This is a genomic window from Paraburkholderia sp. CI3 (assembly GCF_050436505.1).
Classification (GTDB): Bacteria; Pseudomonadota; Gammaproteobacteria; order Burkholderiales; family Burkholderiaceae; genus Paraburkholderia; species Paraburkholderia tuberum.
On sequence record NZ_JBNDMI010000003.1, the window covers coordinates 2288739 to 2309034 of the forward strand.

A 20296-nucleotide genomic window follows, 5' to 3' on the forward strand; every position below is an offset into this window, starting at 1 on the left:
CCCCAGATGTTCAGAACGCGAATCACCGATCTGCTCGGCATTCGTCACCCGATACCGAAGAGAACGTTGCCTGCGTGGAGACCGGTGACCGTTGAGGCGGGCAGGCAAGCGCAGCGCTGCCGCTACTCCAGCCACGTCCTGATCCCCGATATGTAGTCGGCCATTTGCCTGCGAGCCTGCTCTTTATCGCGGGCAATGATCGCGCGCGCGATCTCGCGATGGTATTCCTTGATCCTCGCCACGACGCGGTCGCGGTCCGTTCGGCTGCGCCGATGAAACGTGGAATGCGCATCGGCAAGTTGCAGGGCGATGCCGTCGAAGAGACGCAGTGCGGGATCGCCGCAAAGTTCGGCGAGCAGGAAATGAAATCGCAGCAACTCATCGGCGCCGGCACGGCCGTCGAGTGGCGCCTCGGCCTGAACCTGGTCGTGCACGCGTCGCTCACCTTCATGGTCGAGCCGTTCGATGACGAGATCCAGGACGGCCAGTTCGAGCGTGCGGCGCGTTGCGAGAATATCGCGCGGCGCGATGCCCGCATACTCCAGATAGACGCTGACTGCCTGCATCGTCGCGCTCAGGTCCGGCTGGGCGACGATCACGCCGCCTCCGGTGCCGCGCTGCACTCTCACGATGCAGTGGTGCTCGAGCAAGCGGATCGCTCCGCGCAACGCAGCGCGACTTACTCCATGGACCTTCATCAATTCCTGCTCGGAGCCGAGCGGTAGTCCTGCCGGCCATCCCAGATCGATGATGTGCTTCAGCAGCGCCATGAAGAGCGTCTGCGCACGCGTGATCGGTGCGCCGATCGCATCGCGCTTGCGACGCGACTCGGCAGTTTGGGGCAGCGCAGGCGTCATCGCGGCCAGCATCGAGAGCCACTGCTGGCGCGGGGCTTGGCCAGGATGCATGTTGTCGCGCAGCTTTTCGCGGCGTTGCGCGGCGAACTGGCTGAAGAGGGCGACGTCGGCTGCCGGGACGACCAGTGTCAGGCTCACCATGCCTTCGGCCTTCTTGCGGGTGCGATAAGCGGCGACGCGTTCGGCAGACGACTTTGGCATGTCCGAGTTCAGTATTAAATGCGAACGTCGTTCAATATATCGCACATGATCGTTACATGTAACGAAGCTTTCGTGCGCGCAGGCAGCGCGCGTTTCCGGACCGCAGAGAAAGCCGGTAAATCAATACGTTAGCTCCTGTGCCCCTGTGCTGATCGCGCGCCGGGCGTGCTCGTGGCCAGACGAGCGGATCGACCGGTTTTCAGCCACGCGCGAGGATACCTATAGTGAGCCGCTCCAACCACTTCACCATCGTGACGGGTGTAACGACCATGAGCGACACCAAACTATCCATGCCGCGCCGCGGCGACTTTGGCTGGCAGCCTCTTGTCAGCGCCTTCGAGCCCACCATCGAGGACATGCTGTCCAACCGCGCCTACTTCGGCATGCCGCCCGAAGCGCTCTACCTGTGGGGAACGCTGCGCGACGAGGATGGCGAGATCTATTGCCCGATGCGGCGGATTCCCGCTGGCCTGCGGACCGACGCGAAGGACACGCGGCGGCGTTTCTACCTGTGCACGACGCTCGGCCACGACGACGGCATGCATATGCATCCGGTAGGCAAGGAATCGGTGCCGAACGATGGATTCGCAAGAACGCTCGAAGAGGGGCGCATCCACTGGCGAAGCCACCCGCAGGCGCCCGGCAATCGCTTTCACGTCACCTGGACGCCCGAGGATTGCAGCTGGTACGAAGAGAACGGCATGGATATCAAGGGCAAGCTCGTCAAGCCCGGCATGCACTGGTATCTGCCGGGCCGCGACGCGGGCATGTACTACGTCGCGAACATCTTCGAGATGGAAGGGACGATACTCGGAAAGAAGGTACGCGGCATGATCGGCTTCGATCCGATCCATATGTACGAGGGCGGCGAGATCTACAAGACGAAAGATGCGCTGGTGCAGGAGAAGCTGGAACTCGTCTGGTACACGTGGGCGACGCGTTATAAGGACGGCAGCATCGACTTCGGGCACTTCACGCTAGGTAACGACATGTTCGGCTTCGCGATTCTCGGCAACGAGAAGGGCGAGGTGCGCTTTACCTATGACGTGACGGGCACCATCGATTTCGGCGCGAATGGGTATTGGCAGGAAGGCATCCGTTACTCAGCGTTCGGCGAAGAGTGGGAGTTCATGCCCGATCCGCGCGGGCGTCTGGTCGGTCTCGGGACGCTCAAGAATCCGCAGGTGGACGGCCGCTGGCGGCGCGTGGGCGATGCGCGCGAGCCTGACGTGTGGTTCGCATGGGGCGAAGCCGCCCCGGAGCATGGCAGCCGCCCCATCAACCGGCTCCCGGGGCTTGGCACGCGTGTCGGCGTGAACTTCCGCAAATACTGAACTTCGGCGCGCGTATGCGCAAAGGGCGACGCCGACGCTGAGCGTCGCCCCGCCGGCATTTCTGCCGGTCACTTCACGTACTTGCGAAACTCAGGCTTGCGCTTTTCGCGGAACGCATTGCCGCCTTCCTTCGATTCGTCGGTGTCGTAGTACATCGCAAGCGCCTGCATCGCGAACGCGCCGATGCCGCGGATGTTCTCGGTATCGATATTGAACGAGCGCTTTGCGAGCGCAATAGCGGTGGGGCTCATCTGCAGAATCTCGTCGCACCACTTCTTCGTTTCGGCGTCGAGTTGTTCCGCGGGCACGACGGCGTTGATGAGACCCCAGTCGAGCGCCTGTTTCGCGCTGTATTTGCGGCACAGGTACCAGATTTCCCGCGCGCGCTTCTCGCCGACGATGCGCGCGAGGTAGGCGGTGCCGAAGCCCGGATCGACCGACCCGACCTTCGGGCCGACCTGACCGAAGACCGCGGTCTCGGCAGCGATGGCGAGATCGCAGAGCGTCACCAGCACGTTGCCGCCGCCGATTGCATAGCCGTTCACGCGTGCGATCACGGGCTTCGGAATGTCGCGGATGATGCTTTGCAGTTCCTCGATCGGCAGGCCGACGGTGCCGCGCCCGTTGTAGCCGTCGCCGGACTGGTCGCCGCCCGTGCAGAACGCCTTGTCGCCGGCGCCCGTGAGCACCACGACGCCGATATCCTTGTTCCATCCCGCGAGGCCGAAGGCCTTGATAAGCTCCTCAACGGTGTTGGCGCTGAATGCGTTGTACACCTTCGGGCGATTGATGGTGATCGTCGCGACCCCGTCCGCCTCCTGATAGCCGATGTCCTTGAATTCCATGTCGTATTCCAATGTTGTTGGTTGATTGCGTTCGCGCTGCCGTTTATCCAGCCATCGTCAGACCGCCCGACACGCTGATGACCTGACCGCTGATGAACGCGGCGTCGTCACTCGCGAGAAAGGCCACCACGCCCGGGATGTCGCCAGGTTCGCCCATGCGGCCGAACGGCACGGCCTTCACGAGGGCGGCCTTCATGCGCTCGCCTCTCTCGCCCTGCGCGAGGTTGTCGAGAAGCGGGGTCGCGGTCGGGCCGGGGCAAACGACGTTGACGGGAATCATCTGGCGGGCCATTTCGCGTGCCATCGTCTTCGTGAAGGCGATGAGGCCGCCTTTGCAGAACGAGTACACCGCTTCCATCGAGGAGCCCACGCGTCCCGCATCCGACGAGATGTTGACGACGCGGCCACGGCCGCGTTCGGCCATCCGTCGCAGCACGGCATGGTGCATGTTCAGCGGTCCGTACAGATTGATTGCCACCACCTTGTCCCAGAACGGTTTCTCGGTTTGCAGGAAGAACGCACCCATGTCCCAGCCGGCGTTGTTCACGAGAACCTCGATCGGTCCCAGTTCTTCCTCGACTCTCGCCACCGCAGCATGCACACCTTCGTGATCCGTGATGTCGACGCGGTAGGCTCGCGCCTTGCCGCCCGCCGCCTCGATTTCCGCCGCGACACGCACGGCGCCTTCTTCGTTCAGGTCGAACAGCGCGACGGTCGAACCTTCGTCGCCGAATCGTCTGCTGATGGCGGTTCCGATCCCACCTGCCGCGCCAGTGACGACGACGACCTTCTCCTTGAGCCCCTTCATTGATTCCCTCCGTGATGTGCGAGGCGCTGTCGCGCCAGTTAATCCTTGCTCAGCGCTTCCGATACGGCTTCGCCCCTTCCTGTGGCCCGGGCGAGGAGCGCGCTCGCTTCGTCCGCGCTATATCCCGCTTCGACCAGAACCTGGATGCTGTGCTCGCCGAGATTCGGCGGCAGATAGCGAACGTTGCCGGGCGACTCGGAGAAGTGCACCGGTATCGAGGTCATGACCATGTCGCCTTCGGTCGGGTGCTCGAAGCGCTGGAAGAACCCGGTCTCCTTGATGTACGCGTCGTGCATCAGGTCTTTCAGGTCGCGCACGGGGCCGTGCGGCACGTCCGCCGAGGCGAAGATCGCATTCCATTCCGCAGTTGTCTTCTTGCGGATGGCGTCGCCGACGATGCGATACAGCTCGCTGATGTTGCGCATACGCTCGGCCATGTGGCGGAAGCGCGGGTCGTCGAGCAGATGCGCTGCATCGATTGCGCACAGCACGCGGCGCCATTGCTCGTTATTCACGGCGAGCAGGCAGATATGCCCGTCTTTTGTCGCGTAGGGCCGGCGGTGCGGCGAGAACATGCGCGGATAGCCCAGGCCGGTTCCGTCATTGGAGCCCAGCGCACCTTCCCAAAGATGCTCGAAAAGATTGAATTGCAGCATCGTTTCGAACATCGGCACATGGACGAGCTGGCCGACACCGGTCCGCTCGCGGTGATAGAGCGCCATGCCGATCGACGACGCCAGCACGTAGCCGCAGAACTTGTCGACGATCACGGTGGGGAAGTACCGCGGCGAGCCGTCCGCGTCGCGGTTCATCGCGGCAATGCCGGTTTCGCCCTGAATCACGTCGTCGAAAGCGGGGCGGTCCTTGTAGGGTCCGTCGATTCGATAGCCGGCACCCGACGCGTACACGATGCGTGGGTTGCGCGCCCGCACGGTTTCATAGTCGATGCCGAGGCGCTCGGCGGCACTCGGGCGCATGCTGTGCACGATGACGTCGGCGGTCTCGACGAGCTTGAGCAGCGCTTCGTGGCATTCGGCCTGCTTCAGGTTCAGGATCACGCTGCGCTTGTTGCGGTTCATGATCGTATAGAACACTGCCATGTCGGGATTGCGGCCAGGGCCATTCTTGCGGTTCTGGTCGCCTTCGGGCGGTTCGATCTTGATGACGTCCGCGCCCATGTCGCCGAGTAGCTGCGTGGCGACAGGACCGAGCACGTTGATGGTCAGGTCGATCACGCGGACACCGGCTAACGGGCCGGTCGCCGGTTCGAGGGGTTGTTGGGGATTTTCCATGCTCAGGCCTTGTATTCCTTGCCTTTAACGAGTCTGAGCGGCGTGTACACCATCACTTCCGTGCCGTCCTGCTTGATCACGCGGTTGCGGGTGCGCACCAGCCCAAGTCCGGGGCGCCCCTTGCTAGGCCTGCATTCGATCACCTCGCATTCCACGTGAATCGTGTCGCCCACATAGGTCGGGCCTTTGATGTCGAGTTCCATGTTGAGGAACGCGAAGCCGACGCCCTGCATGGTGGCCTGCGTGAGCAGCCCTTCCATCAGCGTGAAGACCAGCGCGCCCGGCGCGACGCGCCCCTTGATGGCCGACTGCTCGCGAAGAAACTCGGTGTTGGTGAACAGAACTTCCAGCATGCCGGTCACCGAAACAAAATTCACGACGTCCGTTTCGGTCACCGTGCGGCCCACGGTCTTGAACTTGCGTCCAACGGGCAGGTCCTCCCAGTGAATTCCCAGACCAACCGTTTCGATTTCTTCCATTGCCTGTCCTCTGTCGTTGTCGGCTCGGCTGTTAGCTGAGCTGTCGTTGTCAGTTCTTCTTGATGCGGCCCAGCACGCTGTCCGCGACGATGTTGCGTTGGATCTGGTTGGTGCCTTCGATGATCTGCACCACCTTCGCGTCGCGGAAATAACGGTTGATCGGGTACTCGTTGGAGATGCCTGCGGCGCCGAATAGCTGCACGGCATCGGTCGCGACCTTCATGGCGACATCCGACGCGAACATCTTCGCCATCGCCGCCATTGGGGCGAGTTCACGGCCGCTAACGCCCGCATCGACGAGCGACGCCGTGCGATAGACGAGTTGGCGCGCGGCCTCGGTCTGGGTGACCATGTCAGCGATCATCCAGCGCACACCCTGAAAGTTGCTGATGCTCTGGCCGAATGCAACGCGGTCCTGAATGAATTTGACGGTGTGATCGATCGCGCCCTGCGCGATGCCAACCGCGCGCGCGGCCACGATGGGACGGCTCGTGTTGAGCGCCTCCATTGCCACCTTGAACCCCTGGCCGCCTTCCGGCCCGAGACGGTCTTCCGCGCGGATGAAGGCATCGTCGAAATAAAGGGGGCACGACGCCACGCCGCGCGCGCCCATCTTGTCTTCTTCGTTGCCGATCGTCAGGCCCGGCGTGTTGCGATCGACGATGAAAAGATTGATCCCCAGCGCCTGTCCTTCCTCGTCGAGCGTCCTGGCGGCGACGAGAATGAAGTCGGCGATATGCGAATTCGTGCACCAGATCTTTGAGCCGTTGAGCACATAGCCGCCGTTCTTGCGGCGCGCTGTCGTGCGAATGCCCGAAACGTCGGAGCCGCTTTGAGCCTCAGTAATGGAGAGAGCACCGCGTAAGTCACCGGAGGCGAGCCCCGGCAGCAGGCGAGCCTTCTGCTCTTCGGTGCCGCCTTCGAGAATCGCTCCGAAGGGAGTCCATTGCACGACCAGCAGATAGCCCGTGTTGTAGCAAACCCGCCCGAACTCCTCGACGGCGATGCAGGCCGACATCAAACTCCCGGCGCCGCCATACGCTTCGGGAAACGGCAACGTGAAGAGGCCCAGTTCCTTAAGAAGTGCGTACATGTCGTGCGGATACCCGGCCGTACGGTCGATCTCGTCGGCCCGCGGCGCCACGCGCTCCCTTGCGACGCGACGGATGAGGTCGCGGATCTGAAGCTGGTCGTCTGTTAGTTCGTATGTCACTTCGAGCTCTCTTGCTTACGGTTTTTTCGGGCCGGCCCCCCGGATTCGTCTCCGGAGTGGGGATACGTCGCCCCCGCCGACCACTTTCCTGATCACATTCGAAGTCTTCACGTTTATGAACAATGTTCGATAAATTAAACGAAGGGCCAGGTGATCGTCAAGCGCTGAAACCGGCTCCCGCGGGTTTGTCCGAGGTGCGTCGGAAATTTGGTCGGGATGTAGTTTCAGCCTTGCGCGGCGGGGCACGGCAGGGCTTTCCCGCCGTTGACAGCGCGCTCCCAGTGCGTTTAAGATTTGGAACAGTGTTCGGTTATTTGTTCCATTTTGGCCCGACAGAGCGGCTCGATCCGGCGCGAGCCCATGGCAAAACGATTTGGAGGAGCGGGGAATGGACTCTCTTTGTCCTGAAGTCGATTATCAGAAATTCCTGGCCGAGGGCCGCTTGATGATCCAGCGCAGCCGCGGCAGCGGCCGCTATGTCTTCTACCCGCGGGTGGCTGAGCCGGTTACCGGGATGCGCGATCTGGAGTGGGTCGAAGCCTGCGGGAAGGGCACGGTTTATTCCACTACCGTGGTGCGCCAGAAATCGCCCACGCCCAGCTACAACGTCGCAGTGATCGATCTGGAAGAAGGTGTGCGCATGCTGAGTTGTGTGGAGGGCATCGAGCCGGAGGCCGTGCGCATTGGCATGCCGGTGCAGGCGAAGATCGTGTACCGAGGGGATGCGGCATTGCTTGTGTTCGAACCAGCCTGACGCCCGCTAACCCGCAGCCGGCCGTCATCAGCCGGTCACACCGATGAAAGGTAGATCGAATGGAATTCAACTTGCGCGGGCGTACCGCCCTGGTGGCAGGCGCCACCTATGGGATGGGGGAAGCACCTGGCTTGTCGTCGCTGGACCTTGCTGCGCGTGCGTCCGTTGACGCGCTCGCCCAGGTGGGACTTACGCCTGGCGATGTAGACGGCCTTTTCGTGTGCACGCCGGACGACATGCTGTCGGGTCTCACGTTTGCCGAATACCTCGGTATTAACCCGAAGTTCACCGACAACAACCGAAGCGGCGGATCGGCGTTCGAAATCTACGCGCACACGGCGGCCATGGCGTTGTGTACGGGACAGATCGAGGTTGCCTTGATTGCATATGGGAGCAATCAGCGCAGCGCGGCGGGCAAGCTCGTGCAGTCGTCGCGTCCTTCGCCGTGGGAGAGCCCGTATAAGCCGATGAATCCGGTGTCGTCGTATGCGCTTGCGGCGGCGCGTCATATGCATCAATACGGCACGAAGCGTGAGCATCTGGCCGAGGTGGCCGTCGCCGCGCGCAAGTGGGCGCAACTGAATCCGGATGCATATATGCGCACGCCCATGTCGATCGACGACGTGATGGGCGCGCGCCTCGTGTCGGATCCGCTTTCCGTGCGCGATTGCTGCCTCGTGACGGATGGCGCGGCAGCGATCGTCATGGTGCGCGCCGATCGAGCGCGTGATCTCACCGACAAGCCGGTGTATCTGCTCGGCGCGGCTTCGGCCACTTCGCACCGCGAAATCGCGAGCATGCCGGATCTCACGGTGACTGCCGCAGCGGAATCGGGCAGGCGTGCGTATCAAATGGCGGGCGTGAAGGCGAACGATATCGACGTCGCGATGCTGTACGACGCCTTCACGATCAACACCATTCTGTTTCTCGAAGACCTCGGCTTTTGCCCTAAAGGCGAAGGCGGCCGCTTCGTTTCAGACGGCGGCATCGCGCCGGGCGGCCGGCTCGCGGTCAATACGAACGGCGGGGGTTTGTCGTGCGTTCACCCCGGCATGTATGGGCTGTTCCTGATGGAAGAATCGATGCGGCAATTGACGGGCCGCGCTGGTGAGCGCCAGATACCCGGTGCGAAGCTGGCGATCGCGCACGGTAACGGTGGTGTGCTCTCGAGCCAGGCCACGGTGATTCTCGGGACGCAGGAAACCCTGTAAAGACACGCTGTAAGACACGCCGCCCGCCAGGGTCACTGTCAACAGCTTTGCATGGGATCGGAGTAAGCGCTAAAGCGCCAACCCCGATCGACAGGAGACGGACAGATGAGCGAAGAGACCAGCAACGATGCAGCAGAGATCGTACAGGTCCGGCAAGACGGTGCAGTCGCGATCGTCACATTGAACTATCCCCAACGGCGAAACGCGTTTTCGCTAAAGATGCGCGAGACGTTGTACGTGCAGCTTTATCGCCTGATGCATCATGAGGAAGCCTGCCGTGCGATCGTACTGACCGGCGCGGGCAATACGTTTTGCGCGGGTGGGGACATCTCGGAGATGCAGACGCGCAAGGTGCTCGAGTATCGACAGCGCAATGAACTGCCGCTCGATATTTTCAGACTGATGGTGGAAGGCCCGAAAGCGATCGTCGCCGCCGTCGAAGGGTTTGCGTTTGGCGCTGGTCTGTCGCTCGCCGCTGCTTGCGATTATGTCGTCACGTCATCGGCCGCGCGCTATGCGAGCGCGTTCGTCAAGGTCGGACTGCTGCCCGATACGGGGCTCTATTGGTCGTTGTCGCAGCGCGTGGGCGGCGGCCTTGCACGCGAACTCATGCTGAGTGCCCGGGAGTTCAACGGCGTGGAAGCCGGCGAGACCGGTTTTGCCAATCAGGTCGTCGAGCCTGGCGAGGCGCTGAACGCGGCCTCGAAGGTGGCGCAACAGTACGCGGAACTGCCCTCGGTGGCCACCGCGCACCTGAAGGCCGCGCTCGCGACGGGCATCCGTACGCTCGACGACGCCATCGAAGCGGAAGTCAACCTGCAGCCCATCCTGCGCCGCAGCCGCGAACACCAGGAGGCCGTGCGCGCCTTCATGCAAAAGCGCAAGCCGGTGTTCGTGGCCGACTGAAGGAAGCCAACATGAGCGAAAAAGAAACGGCAGAAAACGATACGACGTCGCTGATCGAGGTGACCCGCGAGGGACCGGTCGCGATCGTGACGCTAAACAATCCCCGACGCCGCAACGCGATGGGACGTCAGATGCGTCAGTTGTTGCGCGACACGATGCATCGGCTGATGGTCGACGATCCGGACTCGCGGGCAATCGTCCTGACGGGCGCGGGCGAGCACTTTTGCGCCGGCGCCGACATCTCCGAGATGACGCAGCGCACGATCCTGCAAAGCCGCGAGATTCTGGCGGAGTCGTGCGTGGTAGTGCGTGAAATGCAGGCGGGACCCAAGCCGGTCGTGGCGGCCGTGGAAGGCGTAGCCTTCGGCGCCGGACTGTCGCTCGCGGTCGCGACCGACTATGTCGTGGCTGCATCGAATGCGCGCTTTTGCGCGGCGTTTCTGCGCGTCGGCCTGATTCCGGACACCGGTATTCTGTGGACGCTTCCGAAGCGCATCGGCATGGCTCGCGCGAGGGAGATGCTCTCGCTCGCCACTGAAATCGACGGCGACAAGGCCGGCACGATTCACCTTGCCAACGAAGTCGTCGGGCCGGGTACTGCGCGCGCAAAGGCAATCGAAGTTGCGCGCGGTCTTGCCGACTTGCCGCCGCTCGGCGTGGCGCTGCTGAAGGACGCGCTGACCAACGCGGCGACGACCATGGAAGGCGCGCTGCGAGCCGAGATCGACTATCAGCCCATCCTGCGTCAGTCGAAAGACCATCAGGCTGCCTGTAAGGCGTTTATGGAAAAGACCAAACCGGTCTTCACGGGTGAGTGAGCGCGGGGAGCAATGCGATGAGTATCGAGCAGAAGGAAAATGCCGCGGGCGCCGACGAGATCGTGCAGGTGCGCCGTCAAGGCGACGTGACCATTGTCACGATGAACTATCCCGAGCGCCGCAACGCGTTCTCCATGAGGATGCGCGTTGCGCTGACCGAGGTCTTGCACCGGCTAATGCACGACGATCCGCAAACGCGCGCCATTGTGCTGACAGGCGCGGGCGGCCATTTTTGCGCGGGCGGCGACCTGTCCGAAATGCACGCGACCACTCTACAGTTGCTGGCGCTTCGTGAGCGCATCGCGGTGGGCGTGCGTCTGTTCAAGCTGATTTATACGGGCACGAAGCCGGTCGTCGCGGCGGTGGAGGGCACGTGCTATGGAGCGGGGCTGTCGCTGGCGGCTGCATGCGATGTCGTGGTCGGTGCCGATACCGCGAAGTACTCATGTGCGTTCGGCAAGGTCGGACTGCTTCCCGACACTGGAATTCTATGGACGCTGCCGCAAAAGGTCGGCGGCAGCAAGGCGCGTGAGTTGATGCTGAAAGGCGATGTCATCGACGCGGCCACGGCGCGCCGCATCGGCCTGGTCAGCGAGGTGGTCGCGAGCGGCGGCGCGCTCGATGCGGCGATCGAGGCCGCGGCGCGCTTCGCGAACTATCCGCCAGTGACGCTGGCGCTCCTGAAGGCGAGCCTCGTCAACGCGGGCAATTCGATCGAAGACGCATGCCGCCTCGAAACTGACCTTAATCCGCTGACCCGTCAAACCAGCGACCACGCGGAGGCGGTGACGGCCTTCATGGAAAAACGCAAGCCGGTTTTCACGGGTGCCTGACGCTGCCATTCTCCGTTGCTGTCCCTACTGGAAGTTCAACGCATATGTTTACGCCTGACCTGCTGAAGAACAAAAGAATCCTCATCACCGGGGGAGGCACCGGCCTTGGTAAGAGTATCGGCCTGCGCTACCTCGAACTGGGCGCCGATCTCGTCATCTGCGGTCGCCGCAAGGAAGTGCTGGACGCAACGGCCGACGAGTTTCGCGGCGTCGTGCCTGGCGCGCGTGTCACGACGGTGCAGGCGGACGTGCGCAGCGCCGAGTCCGTCGAGTCGATGATGGAGACCATCTGGCGCGATGGTCCGCTCGACGTATTGCTGAACAACGCGGCGGCCAACTTCATCGCGCGCACGGAAAGCCTGTCGGCGCGCGCGGTGGATGCCGTGCTCGACATCGTGCTGCACGGCAGCTTCTATTGCACGATCGCGGCGGGCAAGCGCTGGATCGACGCGGGTCAGCCGGGCAACGTGATCAGTACCGTATCGACGCCCACGATGACCGGCTCGGCCTTTACCGTGCCGTCAGCGGCCGCGAAGGCGGGTATTCTCGCCATGACCCGCAGCCTTGCGGTCGAGTGGGGCCCGAAGGGCATTCGCCTGAACGCGGTGGCGCCCGGACTGTTCCCGACGCCGGGCGCATGGGAGCAGTTGTACCCGCCGGGCTCGCAGGTCGAGCCGCAGGAGCGCTCGGTGCCGCTGAGGCGCTTCGGCGATCACGCGGAACTTGCCAATCTCTATGCGTATCTGGCGTCCAATGGCTCCGGCTACATCACCGGCGACATGATCGTGATCGACGGCGGCCGCTGGATGCAGGGGGTGGGCGGCCCGACCTTCCGCGCGATGCAGGACTGGACCGACGAGCAATGGGACGCCATGCGCGCCCACGCTCGCAAGGGTTGAACCATGGGTCCGCTTGCAGGAGTTCGAATCATCGAGCTGGCCGGCATCGGCCCGGGGCCCATGGCGGCGATGCTGCTCGCCGATCTGGGTGCGACGGTGTTGCGCATCGAACGTCGCCAGCCGGTCAAGCTCGGTATCGAGCGTCCGCTGCGCTACAACCTGTTGCTGCGCAACCGAAAGACGATTGCGCTCGACCTGAAAGACCCGGAGGCCGTCGAACTCGTGCTCACGCTGGTGGAGCGCGCCGATGCCCTGATAGAAGGTTTCCGACCCGGCGTAACCGAGCGACTCGGGCTGGGTCCGCAGGCCTGCCTCGAACGCAATCCGAAGCTCGCTTACGGACGCATCACGGGATGGGGCCAGGAAGGTCCGCTCGCGCAGTACGCCGGGCATGACCTGAACTACATCGCGATCACCGGCGTCCTCAACGCAATTGGCCGCCGCGATCAGCCACCGTCGATACCGCTGAATCTGATCGGCGACTATGCGGGCGGTTCGCTGTACCTTGCAATGGGGCTCCTGTCGGCGATCCTGCATGCGCGCAACGGCGGCGCGGGACAGATCGTGGATGCCGCGATCGTCGACGGCACGGCCAATCTTGCTACCACGTTCTTCGGCATGCAGGCTGCCGGCATCTGGCGCGACGGGCGCGGGACGAATATCACGGATTCGGGATCGCACTTCTACGACGTTTATGAATGCGCGGACGGCAAGTGGATCACGGTCGGTCCCATCGAGGACAAGTTCTATCTCGAACTCCTCCGCCTGCTCGACATCGATCCGCAAACGCTGGGTACGCAGCTCGATGCAAGCAACTGGCCCGCCGCGCGCGCACTGTTCGCGCTGAAATTCAAGCGACGCACACGCGAGCAATGGACCACCTTGCTCGAACACACGGACGCGTGCTTCGCACCGGTTCTGTCGTGGACCGAGGCACCCGGGCATGCGCATCTGAAGGCGCGCGGCACGTTCATCGAAGTGGACGGCATCGTGCAGCCCGCGCCGGCGCCGCGCTTCTCCGCCACGGTGCCCGCGAAGCCGACGGCGCCCGAGGCGCCCGACGCGACCACGATCGACGCCGCGCTGGCGGCATGGCTCGAACCGGGCCGCATTGGCGAGTTGAAAGAAGCGGGAACGCTGGCCTGAGCCGCGCCCGACAGGCGACCCATAAAGACGAAACGAGACACTCATGGATCTGCGATATACCGACGAAGAGCTGGCGTTCCGCAATGAGGTCAGAGCCTTCTTCAAGGAAGCGCTGCCGGCCGACATCCGACGCAAAGCTACCTCGGGGCAGCGCTATTCGGCGGCCGACCTGCGCCGCTGGCAACGCATGCTCTACGAGCGCGGCTGGGCGACGCCAGCGTGGGACAAGGCGTGGGGCGGGACGGGCTGGAGCGCGGTGCAGCAATACATCTTCAAGGAAGAGCTGCACATGGCCCCGGCGCCCGAGACGCTGTCATTCAACGTGAACATGATCGGTCCGGTTTTGATCGCGTTCGGCAGCGAGGAGCAGAAGCGCCATTTCCTGCCTCGCATCGCGAGCCTCGAATACTGGTTCTGCCAGGGATTCTCCGAGCCCGGAGCCGGTTCGGACCTGGCCGCGCTGCGAACCCAGGCGGTGCGCGACGGGGACCACTACGTGATCAACGGCCAGAAGCTCTGGACTTCGACGGCGCATCACGCGGACTGGATGTTCTGTCTCGTACGCACGGATTCGAGCGGCAAGAAGCAGCAGGGCATCACGTACCTGCTGATCGACATGAAGACGCCGGGCCTGACCGTGCGCCCGATCATCACGATCGACGGCCACCATGAAACCAACGAGGTGTTCTTCGACAACGTGCGGGTGCCGGTTGCGAACCGAATTGGCGAAGAGAACAAGGGTTGGGAATACGCGAAGTACCTCCTTGGCAACGAACGCAGCGGCATTGCGCGCGTGGGCGTTTCGAAGATGCGCGTGCGTCACGCGAAGGATCTGGCGAAGCGCGTGCCCTGCGGCGACGGTGTGCTGTGGGACGACCCGCGTTTTCGTGAACGTGTCGCAGCTGTCGAGGTGGAACTGAAGGCCCTGGAGATGACGCAGATGCGCGTGATCGCCGAGAGCAGCTCGCAGGAGAGCCATGTGCCCGACCCGAAGACTTCAATCCTGAAGATCAAGGGTTCGGAGCTGCAGCAACTTGCAGCTGAATTGCTCCTCGAGGTGGCAGGGCCGGATGCTCTACCGCTCGACCTCGACTTCCTGCGTGGGCTTGCCGATCCGGTTCGCGAACCCGAATGGGCGCTCACCGTTGCGCCGAATCACTACTTCGCGCGTCATGTCTCGATCGTGGGCGGCTCCAACGAGATTCAGAAGAACATTCTCGCCAAGTCCGTACTCGGACTTTGAGCGACGGGCGAACTGCGGAGAAGCATCAGATATGGACTTTGATTTCACCGATGAGCAACGCATGCTCAAGGACAGCGTCGACCGGCTCGTCAAAGACGAGTACGGGTTCGAGCAGCGCGCGAAGTATCTCGCTGAGCCGGACGGTTTCAGCCGCGAGCATTGGGCGCGTTACGCCGACATGGGTCTGCTGGGCCTTTCGTTTGACGAGGAATACGGCGGCAGCCACTGCGGCCCTGTCGAAACGATGATCGTGATGGAGGCGTTGGGCCGCGCTCTCGCGGTCGAACCGTATCTCGCGACGGTCGTGCTAGGCGGCGGCTTGGTGCGGCTTGGCGGCAACGCGGCGCAACGCGCGGCGATTCTGCCGCAGATTGCGCAGGGCCAGTTGCAGATGGCGTTCGCGCACAGCGAGGCGCAGGCGCGGTACGACCTCGCGGACGTTGCGACTACCGCACGGCGCGAAGCCGCCGGCTGGGTGCTCGACGGCGCCAAGCGCGTTGTGCTCCACGGCGGCAGCGCCGACGTTCTCGTGGTGTCGGCGCGCGTGTCCGGTGGTAGGCGCGGGCGTGACGGCATCGGGCTGTTCGTGGTCAGGGCCGACGCGCAGGGCGTGACGCGCCACACGTATCCGACGCAAGACCGGCTGCGTGCGGCCGACGTTGAGTTGTCGGGGGTGCGCGTTCCAGATAGCGACGTTCTGGGCGTGGCGGGCGCTGCATTGCCGCTCATCGAAACGGTCGTTGCGCACGCGATCGCGGCAGTGAGCGCGGAAGCCGTAGGTGCAATGGCAGCTGCGCACGAAGAAACCGTGGCGTATCTGAAGGTCCGCAAGCAGTTCGGGGTGCCTATCGGATCATTCCAGGCGCTCCAGCATCGTGCAGTCGACATGCTCGTCATGGTGGAGCAGGCGCGCAGCATGGCGCTCTTCGCGACCATGATGAGCGAGGAGCAGGACGCGGCGGAACGCGATCGCAGTATGTCGGCGGCGAAAGTGCAGATCGGGCGCTCGGGCCGCTTCGTCGGTCAACAAGGCGTGCAATTGCACGGCGGCATTGGGATGACCGAGGAGTGCAAGATCGGTCACTACCTGAGACGCCTGAGCGTGATCGATATCCAGTTCGGTTCGACCGAACATCATCTGACCCAGCTCGCCAATGCCGGCGGACTGATCGATGCAGCAGCGTGAGCCGCGCGTCCAGCCAAGCAAACGGAAACCATTCATGAGCCGAATTTCCCCACCCGATCAATATCAGGAACTGCGCGACGCCTTGCGCGACCTCTCGAAGGCGTACCCCGACGAGTACTGGCGCCGCATCGATCACGAGCGCGTCTATCCCGAGGCGTTTGTGGACGCGCTGACGAAGGCCGGCTGGATGGCCGCGCTGATCCCTCAGGAGTATGGCGGTTCAGGTCTCGGGTTGACCGAGGCGTCCGTGATCATGGAGGAGATCAACCGCAACGGCGGCAACTCCGGGTTCTGCCACGGCCAGATGTACAACATGAATACGTTGCTGCGTAACGGCTCGGAAGCACAAAAGCGCAAGTACCTTCCCAAGATCGCGTGCGGCGAACTGCGCCTGCAGTCGATGGGCGTGACCGAGCCGACCACGGGAACGGACACCACGAAGCTGAAGACCACCGCCGTGAAGAAAGACGGCCGCTACGTGGTCAATGGCCAGAAGGTATGGATTTCGCGCGTGCAGCATTCGGACATGATGATCCTGCTCGCACGCACCACGCCGTTGTCGGACGTGAAGACGAAGTCGGATGGGCTGTCGTGCTTTCTCGTGGACCTGCACCAGGCTATCGGCAATGGCCTGACCGTGCGGCCGATTCCGAACATGGTCAATCACGAGACGAACGAGCTGTTCTTCGACAATCTGGAGATTCCTGAAGAGAACCTGATTGGCGAGGAAGGCAAGGGCTTCAAGTACATCCTCGACGGACTCAACGCCGAGCGCGCACTGATCGCGGCCGAGTGCATCGGCGACGGCTACTGGTTCGTCGAGCGCGCGTCGAAGTACGCCAGCGAGCGTATCGTGTTCGACCGGCCCATCGGTATGAACCAGGGCATCCAGTTCCCGATCGCCGAGGCCTACATCGACGTGCGCGCGGCGGATCTGATGCGCTACAAGGCCTGCGAACTGTTCGACAACCATCAACCGTGCGGCGCGGAAGCGAACATGGCGAAGCATCTCTCGGCCACGGCTTCGTGGAAAGCCGCGAATGCCTGTCTGCAGACCCATGGCGGCTTCGGTTTCGCCTGCGAATACGATGTCGAGCGCAAGTTCCGCGAAACCCGGCTCTATCAGGTGGCGCCGATTTCGACGAACCTGATTCTGTCCTACGTCGCCGAGCACGTGCTCGACCTGCCGCGTTCATTCTGAGCTTTGGAGGGATCTGATGCGCTTCGAGACCATTCTGTACGACGTCAAGGACCGGGTAGCGACGATCACGCTGAACCGTCCGGAACACATGAACACCTGGAACGACCAGTTGGCGACCGAAGTGTACGAGGCGATGCAAGTGGCGGGCGCGGACCATGGCGTGCGCGTGATCGTTTTCACCGGCGCCGGCAAGGCATTTTGCGCGGGCGGCGATATTCACAGCTTCGGCGGCGACCCCGCCGCGCTGATGACGAAATTGCCGCGCCCGTTCGACATGCGCAAGCGCGCCGACTGGCAGACGCGCTGCTCTTACTACCCGGCCATTCCGAAGCCGGTGATCGCGATGCTCAACGGCGCCACTGTCGGCATTGGCCTGATCCACGCCCTTTTCTGCGACATCCGCTTTGCGTCCGAAGACGCGACCATCACGACGGCATTCGCGCGCCGCGGCCTGAGCGCGGAATACGGCATGGCCTGGATACTCGCGCGCCACGTCGGCCAGGCACACGCGCTCGACCTGCTGCTTTCGGGGCGCAAGATCAAGGGGCGCGAAGCCGAACGTATGGGACTCGTGAATCGGGCAATTCCGGCGGACAAGCTGGTCGAGGAGACCTATGCGTACGCGCGTGAAATGGCGGAGTACTGCTCGCCGCGCTCGATGCGCCTCATGAAGGAGCAGGTCTGGGAGGTGCCGTTCCAGACGCCCCACGAGGCGGTGATACACGCCGGGTTGGACATGCCGATCGCCAACCAGTGCGATGACTACAAGGAAGGCATGGCGAGCTTTCTCGAGAAGCGCAAACCCAACTTCACGGACTACTGAGCACACATAGGACTACCACCTCATGCTGAACTACGAAGTCGTCAAGAACTGGCCGATCGAAGATGTCACGCAGACATATAGCGAGCGCGACGTGATGCTGTATTCGCTGGGTCTCGGGTTGGGCGCAAACCCGCTGGACGCAGAACAGCTGCGCTACGTCTATGAAAAGGACCTGCAAGCGATGCCGACTTGCGCGGCCGCGTTCGCGTGGCCGAAATCGTGGATGCGCGATCCGCGCACGGGCATCGACTACTTGAAGCTCGTGCACGGTGAGCAGGACGTTCGCTTCATGCGCCCGATGCCGGTTGCAGCGACCATCGTCAGCAAGACACGGGTGAGCCGCATCTCGGACAAGGGCGCGGGCAAGGGCGCGATCGTCGAACTCAAGCGTGACATCATCGACGCCTCGACGGGCGAACAACTTGCCGAAGTCCGGCAGGTGTCCTTTCTGCGCGGCGACGGAGGGTTCAGCGCCGAGTCGGGCGCGAGCGACGCGCCGCCCGAAGCGCTTCCGGCTGTGCCGGAGCGCGCGCCGGACGCGGAGTACGTCTTTTCGACCGGCGCGCATGCAGCGTTGATCTACCGCCTTTCGGGCGACGCCAACCCCCTGCACGCGGACCCGGAGGTGGCGTCGAAAGCCGGATTCAACCGGCCCATTCTTCACGGCCTCGCGACCTATGGCATGGCGGGTTACGCCGCGATTCGCACCTTCGCGGGCAACGACGCAAAGCGTCTGAAGCGACTCGCCTTGCGCCTGACCGCGCCGGTGTACCCCGGCGAAGAAGTGCGCTTCCAGTTCTGGCGGGACACTGACACGCGTCTGCATCTGCGGGCGCGCGTCGACGCACGCGATGTGGTGGTGCTGAACAACGGAATCGTGGAAATTGCCTGAAACCGCGCCCGGCGACGCCAACGAGCTTTGCCGGGCCGCGACTGGAGCCTGAAATGAAACGACCCCCATGCTCACTGTTGTTCGCGGCCCCCCGGGGGGGCTTCAGCCTCCCTTGGGGGCGGCCCGGCGGGAGGCTGAAATGGACCTGAAAGAGAGTCCCGCCGACAAGGAATTTCGCGCCACGGTGCGCGAATTCGTAGCCACTCATTTGCCCGACGACATTCGTGAACGGGTGCTGAACTTCCGCCATGTGCCGCGCGAAGACTACGTGCGCTGGCAACGCATTCTGGCCGGGAAGGGATGGGGCGCACCTGCATGGCCCGCGCAATTCGGCGGCGCCGCCTGGAATGCCGCGCAGCGCAACATTTTCGACGAGGAATGCTTTACCGCCGGCGCGCCGCGCCAGATGCCGTTTGGCCTTTCGATGGTTGGACCTGTAATCCAGAAGTTCGGCACCGACGCGCAGCGCGAACGGTTCCTGCCGCGCATCATCTCGATGGAGGACTGGTGGTGTCAGGGTTACTCCGAGCCGGGTGCGGGTTCCGATCTGGCGTCGCTCAAGACGCGTGCGGACCGCGTCGAGCGCGACGGTCAACTGTTCTACGTCGTCAACGGCCAGAAGATCTGGACCTCGTTTGCCCAATGGGCGAACTGGATTTTCTGCCTGGTCCGCACGGATGGCAGCGGCCGCCCACAGGAAGGCATCTCGTTCCTGCTGATCGATATGTCGACGCCCGGCATGACGGTCAGACCCATCCGCACGCTTGACGGCGGCCACGACGTCAACGAAGTGTTCTTCGACAATGTGGCAGTGCCAGTGAGCAATCTCGTCGGTGAGGAGCATCGCGGCTGGTCGATCGCCAAGTATCTGCTCGGCCACGAGCGGACCAACATCGCCGGCCTCGGCAACTGCAAGCGTTTCATGCGACGTCTGAAGGAGATTGCCAGCACCGAGCGTAAGCACGGCAAGCCTCTCATCGAGGACGTTCGCTTTCGCGATCGCATCGCCAGGGTGGAAATCGATTTGATCGCGCACGAATGGTCGCTGCTGCGCGTCGTCTCAGCCGAAACTGCAGGACGTCCCATCGGACCGGAGGCTTCGGTGCTGAAAATCCGCGGTTCGGAGATTCAGCAGGAGCTTACGGAGCTGATCATGGAATGCGCAGGCCCCTATGCGGTGCCTTTTGTAAGCGAAGCGCTGGAGGCGGACTGGCGCGGCGAAACCGCGAACGGCGAGCTGCTCAACGCGCTGGCCGCGCACTACCTGGACTGGCGCAAGATTTCGATCTACGGCGGTTCGACTGAAGTGCAGAAAAACATCATCGCCAGGCAGGCGCTCGGCATCTGAGGACACG

At 63.2% G+C, this 20296-nt stretch carries 20 protein-coding genes; 14 read left to right on the forward strand and 6 right to left on the reverse strand.

The window, feature by feature from the left end; all coding sequences use genetic code 11:
* Window positions 1-122 precede the first annotated feature (122 nt).
* Complete coding sequence (locus OKW29_RS19180) at window positions 123-1058, reverse strand: FadR/GntR family transcriptional regulator (RefSeq protein WP_429292118.1); 936 nt, start codon at window positions 1056-1058, stop codon at window positions 123-125.
* A 269-nt stretch (window positions 1059-1327) separates the two neighbouring features.
* Between OKW29_RS19180 and OKW29_RS19185 the strand changes: the two genes are divergently transcribed.
* Window positions 1328-2392: a hypothetical protein gene (locus tag OKW29_RS19185; RefSeq protein ID WP_429292119.1), complete on the forward strand. Its 1065-nt coding sequence runs from the start codon at window positions 1328-1330 to the stop codon at window positions 2390-2392.
* A 68-nt stretch (window positions 2393-2460) separates the two neighbouring features.
* Here OKW29_RS19185 and OKW29_RS19190 read toward each other — a convergent pair whose 3' ends face one another.
* The 5 genes from OKW29_RS19190 to OKW29_RS19210 are packed head-to-tail and all read right to left on the reverse strand — an operon-like array spanning window position 2461 to window position 7029.
* Window positions 2461-3237, reverse strand: coding sequence for an enoyl-CoA hydratase-related protein (locus OKW29_RS19190; RefSeq protein WP_184032198.1), 777 nt, complete (start codon window positions 3235-3237; stop codon window positions 2461-2463).
* Between the two features lie 43 nt (window positions 3238-3280).
* The gene (locus OKW29_RS19195) at window positions 3281-4045 is read right to left on the reverse strand and encodes a glucose 1-dehydrogenase (RefSeq protein ID WP_429292120.1); all 765 of its coding nucleotides are present in this window, start codon (window positions 4043-4045) and stop codon (window positions 3281-3283) included.
* Window positions 4046-4083: 38 nt separating this feature from the next.
* The gene (locus OKW29_RS19200) at window positions 4084-5337 is read right to left on the reverse strand and encodes a CaiB/BaiF CoA transferase family protein (RefSeq protein WP_429292121.1); all 1254 of its coding nucleotides are present in this window, start codon (window positions 5335-5337) and stop codon (window positions 4084-4086) included.
* A 2-nt stretch (window positions 5338-5339) separates the two neighbouring features.
* A complete protein-coding gene (locus OKW29_RS19205; protein ID WP_090870024.1) occupies window positions 5340-5816 on the reverse strand; it encodes a MaoC family dehydratase in 477 nt (158 codons plus the stop codon).
* A 49-nt stretch (window positions 5817-5865) separates the two neighbouring features.
* Window positions 5866-7029, reverse strand: a complete 1164-nt coding sequence (locus OKW29_RS19210) for an acyl-CoA dehydrogenase family protein (RefSeq protein ID WP_429292122.1) — start codon at window positions 7027-7029, stop codon at window positions 5866-5868.
* A gap of 388 nt (window positions 7030-7417) precedes the next feature.
* On the opposite strand from OKW29_RS19210, the gene OKW29_RS19215 reads away from it, so the two are divergent.
* The 13 genes from OKW29_RS19215 (at window position 7418) to OKW29_RS19275 (ending at window position 20289) form a co-directional block, all read left to right on the forward strand.
* Window positions 7418-7783: a Zn-ribbon domain-containing OB-fold protein gene (locus OKW29_RS19215; RefSeq protein WP_018425526.1), complete on the forward strand. Its 366-nt coding sequence runs from the start codon at window positions 7418-7420 to the stop codon at window positions 7781-7783.
* 59 nt (window positions 7784-7842) lie between these two features.
* Window positions 7843-8994 carry a thiolase gene (locus OKW29_RS19220; protein ID WP_429292123.1) on the forward strand — a complete coding sequence of 384 codons (1152 nt, stop codon included), beginning with the start codon at window positions 7843-7845 and terminating at the stop codon, window positions 8992-8994.
* A 105-nt stretch (window positions 8995-9099) separates the two neighbouring features.
* Window positions 9100-9900, forward strand: coding sequence for an enoyl-CoA hydratase/isomerase family protein (locus OKW29_RS19225; RefSeq protein ID WP_429292124.1), 801 nt, complete (start codon window positions 9100-9102; stop codon window positions 9898-9900).
* Between the two features lie 11 nt (window positions 9901-9911).
* On the forward strand, window positions 9912-10718 hold the full coding sequence (locus tag OKW29_RS19230) for an enoyl-CoA hydratase/isomerase family protein (protein WP_184061963.1): 807 nt from the start codon (window positions 9912-9914) through the stop codon (window positions 10716-10718).
* Between the two features lie 17 nt (window positions 10719-10735).
* On the forward strand, window positions 10736-11551 hold the full coding sequence (locus OKW29_RS19235) for an enoyl-CoA hydratase/isomerase family protein (protein WP_429292125.1): 816 nt from the start codon (window positions 10736-10738) through the stop codon (window positions 11549-11551).
* A 44-nt stretch (window positions 11552-11595) separates the two neighbouring features.
* Complete coding sequence (locus tag OKW29_RS19240; RefSeq protein WP_429292126.1) at window positions 11596-12450, forward strand: SDR family oxidoreductase; 855 nt, start codon at window positions 11596-11598, stop codon at window positions 12448-12450.
* A 3-nt stretch (window positions 12451-12453) separates the two neighbouring features.
* Complete coding sequence (locus OKW29_RS19245; RefSeq protein ID WP_429292127.1) at window positions 12454-13596, forward strand: CaiB/BaiF CoA transferase family protein; 1143 nt, start codon at window positions 12454-12456, stop codon at window positions 13594-13596.
* A 43-nt stretch (window positions 13597-13639) separates the two neighbouring features.
* On the forward strand, window positions 13640-14839 hold the full coding sequence (locus tag OKW29_RS19250; RefSeq protein ID WP_429292128.1) for an acyl-CoA dehydrogenase family protein: 1200 nt from the start codon (window positions 13640-13642) through the stop codon (window positions 14837-14839).
* 31 nt (window positions 14840-14870) lie between these two features.
* Window positions 14871-16025, forward strand: a complete 1155-nt coding sequence (locus OKW29_RS19255; RefSeq protein ID WP_429292129.1) for an acyl-CoA dehydrogenase family protein — start codon at window positions 14871-14873, stop codon at window positions 16023-16025.
* A 34-nt stretch (window positions 16026-16059) separates the two neighbouring features.
* Entirely contained in the window at window positions 16060-17226 is a 1167-nt protein-coding gene (locus tag OKW29_RS19260) for an acyl-CoA dehydrogenase family protein (protein WP_429292130.1), read from the forward strand.
* A gap of 16 nt (window positions 17227-17242) precedes the next feature.
* Window positions 17243-18049, forward strand: coding sequence for an enoyl-CoA hydratase (locus OKW29_RS19265; protein WP_429292131.1), 807 nt, complete (start codon window positions 17243-17245; stop codon window positions 18047-18049).
* A 22-nt stretch (window positions 18050-18071) separates the two neighbouring features.
* Window positions 18072-18941: a MaoC/PaaZ C-terminal domain-containing protein gene (locus tag OKW29_RS19270; protein WP_429292132.1), complete on the forward strand. Its 870-nt coding sequence runs from the start codon at window positions 18072-18074 to the stop codon at window positions 18939-18941.
* Window positions 18942-19080: 139 nt separating this feature from the next.
* Window positions 19081-20289 carry an acyl-CoA dehydrogenase family protein gene (locus OKW29_RS19275; RefSeq protein ID WP_429292133.1) on the forward strand — a complete coding sequence of 403 codons (1209 nt, stop codon included), beginning with the start codon at window positions 19081-19083 and terminating at the stop codon, window positions 20287-20289.
* The last annotated feature ends 7 nt before the right edge of the window (window positions 20290-20296 follow it).

What these genes read in the sequence shown, in the direction of transcription:
- OKW29_RS19200 (WP_429292121.1), bottom strand. Translation starts at nt 5,337, where the DNA reads ATGGAAAATCCCCAACAACCCCTCGAACCGGCGACCGGCCCGTTAGCC.
- OKW29_RS19185 (WP_429292119.1), top strand. Translation starts at nt 1,328, where the DNA reads ATGAGCGACACCAAACTATCCATGCCGCGCCGCGGCGACTTTGGCTGG.
- OKW29_RS19180 (WP_429292118.1), bottom strand. Translation starts at nt 1,058, where the DNA reads ATGCCAAAGTCGTCTGCCGAACGCGTCGCCGCTTATCGCACCCGCAAG.
- OKW29_RS19195 (WP_429292120.1), bottom strand. Translation starts at nt 4,045, where the DNA reads ATGAAGGGGCTCAAGGAGAAGGTCGTCGTCGTCACTGGCGCGGCAGGT.
- OKW29_RS19205 (WP_090870024.1), bottom strand. Translation starts at nt 5,816, where the DNA reads ATGGAAGAAATCGAAACGGTTGGTCTGGGAATTCACTGGGAGGACCTG.
- OKW29_RS19275 (WP_429292133.1), top strand. Translation starts at nt 19,081, where the DNA reads ATGGACCTGAAAGAGAGTCCCGCCGACAAGGAATTTCGCGCCACGGTG.
- OKW29_RS19190 (WP_184032198.1), bottom strand. Translation starts at nt 3,237, where the DNA reads ATGGAATTCAAGGACATCGGCTATCAGGAGGCGGACGGGGTCGCGACG.
- OKW29_RS19235 (WP_429292125.1), top strand. Translation starts at nt 10,736, where the DNA reads ATGAGTATCGAGCAGAAGGAAAATGCCGCGGGCGCCGACGAGATCGTG.
- OKW29_RS19270 (WP_429292132.1), top strand. Translation starts at nt 18,072, where the DNA reads ATGCTGAACTACGAAGTCGTCAAGAACTGGCCGATCGAAGATGTCACG.
- OKW29_RS19265 (WP_429292131.1), top strand. Translation starts at nt 17,243, where the DNA reads ATGCGCTTCGAGACCATTCTGTACGACGTCAAGGACCGGGTAGCGACG.
- OKW29_RS19255 (WP_429292129.1), top strand. Translation starts at nt 14,871, where the DNA reads ATGGACTTTGATTTCACCGATGAGCAACGCATGCTCAAGGACAGCGTC.
- OKW29_RS19250 (WP_429292128.1), top strand. Translation starts at nt 13,640, where the DNA reads ATGGATCTGCGATATACCGACGAAGAGCTGGCGTTCCGCAATGAGGTC.
- OKW29_RS19225 (WP_429292124.1), top strand. Translation starts at nt 9,100, where the DNA reads ATGAGCGAAGAGACCAGCAACGATGCAGCAGAGATCGTACAGGTCCGG.
- OKW29_RS19240 (WP_429292126.1), top strand. Translation starts at nt 11,596, where the DNA reads ATGTTTACGCCTGACCTGCTGAAGAACAAAAGAATCCTCATCACCGGG.
- OKW29_RS19220 (WP_429292123.1), top strand. Translation starts at nt 7,843, where the DNA reads ATGGAATTCAACTTGCGCGGGCGTACCGCCCTGGTGGCAGGCGCCACC.
- OKW29_RS19260 (WP_429292130.1), top strand. Translation starts at nt 16,060, where the DNA reads ATGAGCCGAATTTCCCCACCCGATCAATATCAGGAACTGCGCGACGCC.
- OKW29_RS19230 (WP_184061963.1), top strand. Translation starts at nt 9,912, where the DNA reads ATGAGCGAAAAAGAAACGGCAGAAAACGATACGACGTCGCTGATCGAG.
- OKW29_RS19215 (WP_018425526.1), top strand. Translation starts at nt 7,418, where the DNA reads ATGGACTCTCTTTGTCCTGAAGTCGATTATCAGAAATTCCTGGCCGAG.
- OKW29_RS19245 (WP_429292127.1), top strand. Translation starts at nt 12,454, where the DNA reads ATGGGTCCGCTTGCAGGAGTTCGAATCATCGAGCTGGCCGGCATCGGC.